The sequence below is a fragment of the Clostridium sp. KLE 1755 genome, assembly GCF_000466465.2.
Taxonomy (GTDB): domain Bacteria; phylum Bacillota; class Clostridia; order Lachnospirales; family Lachnospiraceae; genus Eisenbergiella; species Eisenbergiella porci.
This window is the reverse complement of sequence record NZ_KE992779.1, coordinates 22,845-25,634: the sequence shown is the minus strand read 5'-3', so window position 1 is coordinate 25,634 and position 2,790 is coordinate 22,845. Positions and strand designations below refer to the sequence as shown.

At 35.1% G+C, this 2,790-nt stretch carries 3 protein-coding genes; all 3 read left to right on the top strand.

The genetic code is table 11. The features are described 5' to 3' along the window. Positions 1-258 precede the first annotated feature (258 nt). The 3 genes from HMPREF1548_RS26765 to HMPREF1548_RS30990 all read left to right on the top strand — a co-directional run bounded on the left by HMPREF1548_RS26765 (position 259) and on the right by HMPREF1548_RS30990 (position 1,908). Complete coding sequence (locus HMPREF1548_RS26765; RefSeq protein ID WP_021639953.1) at positions 259-669, top strand: iron chaperone; 411 nt, start codon at positions 259-261, stop codon at positions 667-669. Between the two features lie 240 nt (positions 670-909). After that, a complete protein-coding gene (locus tag HMPREF1548_RS26760; RefSeq protein ID WP_021639952.1) occupies positions 910-1,512 on the top strand; it encodes a histidine phosphatase family protein in 603 nt (200 codons plus the stop codon). Between the two features lie 147 nt (positions 1,513-1,659). Next, the gene (locus HMPREF1548_RS30990) at positions 1,660-1,908 is read left to right on the top strand and encodes a DUF3990 domain-containing protein (protein WP_353612061.1); all 249 of its coding nucleotides are present in this window, start codon (positions 1,660-1,662) and stop codon (positions 1,906-1,908) included. Positions 1,909-2,790 lie beyond the last annotated feature (882 nt).

The following is a 2,790-nucleotide window of genomic DNA, read 5'->3' as shown; positions in this document are numbered from 1 at the left end:
GAGGTCTTTGCGACCTCGTGGATTGAAATCCTCCATCCGACTCTTCGTCTCTCATAAATTCAGTCGAGGTTTGCGTGACCTCGTTGATTGTAAGTTTGGAGAAAGATGGTCAGTGTTCATTCCATATCAAGAATTGAATTCCCAATTCAGGTAAGAATAATTTCATCAGGAAAATCGTAGCCGGCAAATAAGAAGCCTTTAACACCTCTTACATGAAATCAGATAACAATAATAATCAAAAGAACTGGAGAAATCATTATGTGGACATGCCCCAAATGTGGACGAACATTTAAAAACCAGAATCAGGATCATTTTTGTGGAAAGGCACCGGAAACAATTGATGCTTACATTTTAGAACAACCGGAAGATATACAAAAATATTTGTACCAAATGCATGGAATACTTCAGGCAGCATTACCGGATGCACAAGAGCGTATTTCATGGAGCATGCCTACTTACTGGAATCAGCATAATATTGTTCATTTTGCAGGATTTAAGAAACATATTGGTTTTTATCCCGGGCCACAGGCGATCGAGATGTTTGAAGAACGTCTGAAAGAATATAAAACCAGTAAAGGTGCGATCCAGTTTCCTTACAATAAGCCGCTTCCTGCAGAACTTATTACTGAGATTGCAAAATGGTGTAATGACACAGGAAATCATGCCTGAAAATAATGCAAATTGTTTGATTATGACAGCATCTGCACTGAATTTTGTCGCCCTGTTTCTTGTATGGGTTTATGCAAAGGGATTCATGCGAATCAGTCTTTGATTTTTTGCAGCGCATTGTGCTTGCCTTTATTTTAGCAGGTCATTATTTTAGCTGTTGAAAATGATGGTAATGTTTTATAATAGGTATAATCTTTTTTTAAGACTGTCTGAGAGAAAACGGAATGGAGAATTATAGGTTTGAATATTTATTTGCTGAGACATGGTGAAACAGATTGGAATTTGGAAGGAAGACTGCAAGGGCATGAAGATATTGGGATGAACCAAAACGGAATTAACCAGATTGAAAAGGCTGCGGAAGTATTAGCCGGCTGCATGCAGAATGTTGATGTTATTATATCCAGTCCCTTATCAAGAGCACGGAAGAGCGCTGAAATTGTTGCAGGCAGGCTGGATTATAAGAAAGAAGATATTGTAACCGAGCCCTTATTCATAGAAAGAGGTTTTGGATTGGGTGAAGGTTTGGATTATGAGGAGAGAAAGAAAAGATTTACTGATGATATATATCCGGGAATGGAGCCGTTGGAAGAGCTTATTGGACGTGCTGGACTGGCATTTCATAATATTTTGAAAAAATATAATGCTCAAAATGTAATTATTGCGGCGCACGGAGCTATATTAAAGGCTGTGTTGACGGCTGTAACAGAAGGTAAGATTGCATATGAAGGAGACAGGGTAAAAATTGAACCGGGCAGTGTTCATTTAATAAGAGATGAAAAGGGGAAGGCTGCACTGTTTCAATGGAATAAAGATATAATGGGCTTTAAAGAGATTGTGTATTAGAGAGCATGGTAAAAAGTATGTTGTTTAAGCTGGTGCTTTTTGTGTGTTAGAAATAATGATAATCTATAGGGGATATCAGAGGCGTTATGATATTGTATCATGCCAGTAAAGAAATTGTTAAATTTCCGGAGATAAGGAAAACTAAATATACAAAAGATTTTTCATGGTAATTCTATTACAAATAAAATAGAACAAGCTGTACGCTGGGCAAATCGAGGTGAAGGTAGTCCTGTTATAAACTCATATATTTATACTCCGGATAATACCTTGCCAGTTTTAAAATTTGAAAGTATGACAGACGAGTGGCTTGATTTTATTGCTGCATGCAGAAAGGGAGAAATGCATCGTTACGATATTGTTGAAGGGCCGATGGCAAATGATACGATTTGGAATTAAGTGAACGATTTTTTGTCGGGAACAATCAGTAGAAAACAATTTTGGGTTTAGCGGAGTTTAAGTATCCGACACATCAAATTAGTTTCCATACTTTAGCGGGATTGAATTATTTGACATTTCAGGGGAGTGAAATAGTATATGACGAATAAAGAAAAAAATGATTTTTTTATGTATGTTCTCTTATTGAATATATAGCGAGGTAAATCATTGTCTTATTTTTGAACAGGTTAGTGATGAAGTGATAGAAACATATAAAATACCACAAGGTAATTTTGATACAATTACTGATTGTAAATATGTTATTCCTGGGTTTATGTATATAGGAAAGTTATATTGTATTATGATTCAGGATTGTGCAGAACCAGGGAAGGAAATTTCTGAATTAATTAAAATCTTTAATTTTTTCATAAGTGATGAAATAACAAATTTTAAAACAAGAGTATATTATCAGAATCCGGATTATTTGGAATGCTCTTGTAGAGAAGGATATTTATTGGAATGAAAAGAATGCGTTTTATTGTTATATATAAATTTTACTGACTAAATTTACGTGCAATATATATCAATAAAAAAAAGATGAAATGAGATTGATTAATTCAAATTGTCATGTTGAAATTAGTGCGAATCGTAAGCTTACATTAATTTGCCGGGGGATTCGCACCGAATTTTTGTAAGTAGTAATGAAATTTTAAAATATATTGTAATTGTATAGTGATAAAATTTAATAGATGTTGTATAATTGTTGTGTTAGGAAAAAGTTTTGAATAGATTTTTTGTATGTTTTTGCTGTCGAGGCTTATACAGCCTCGTGGATTGAAATGGAGCAGTGGCGATGTACCATGGTACACGGCCTGGTCGAGGCTTATACAGCCTCGTGGATTG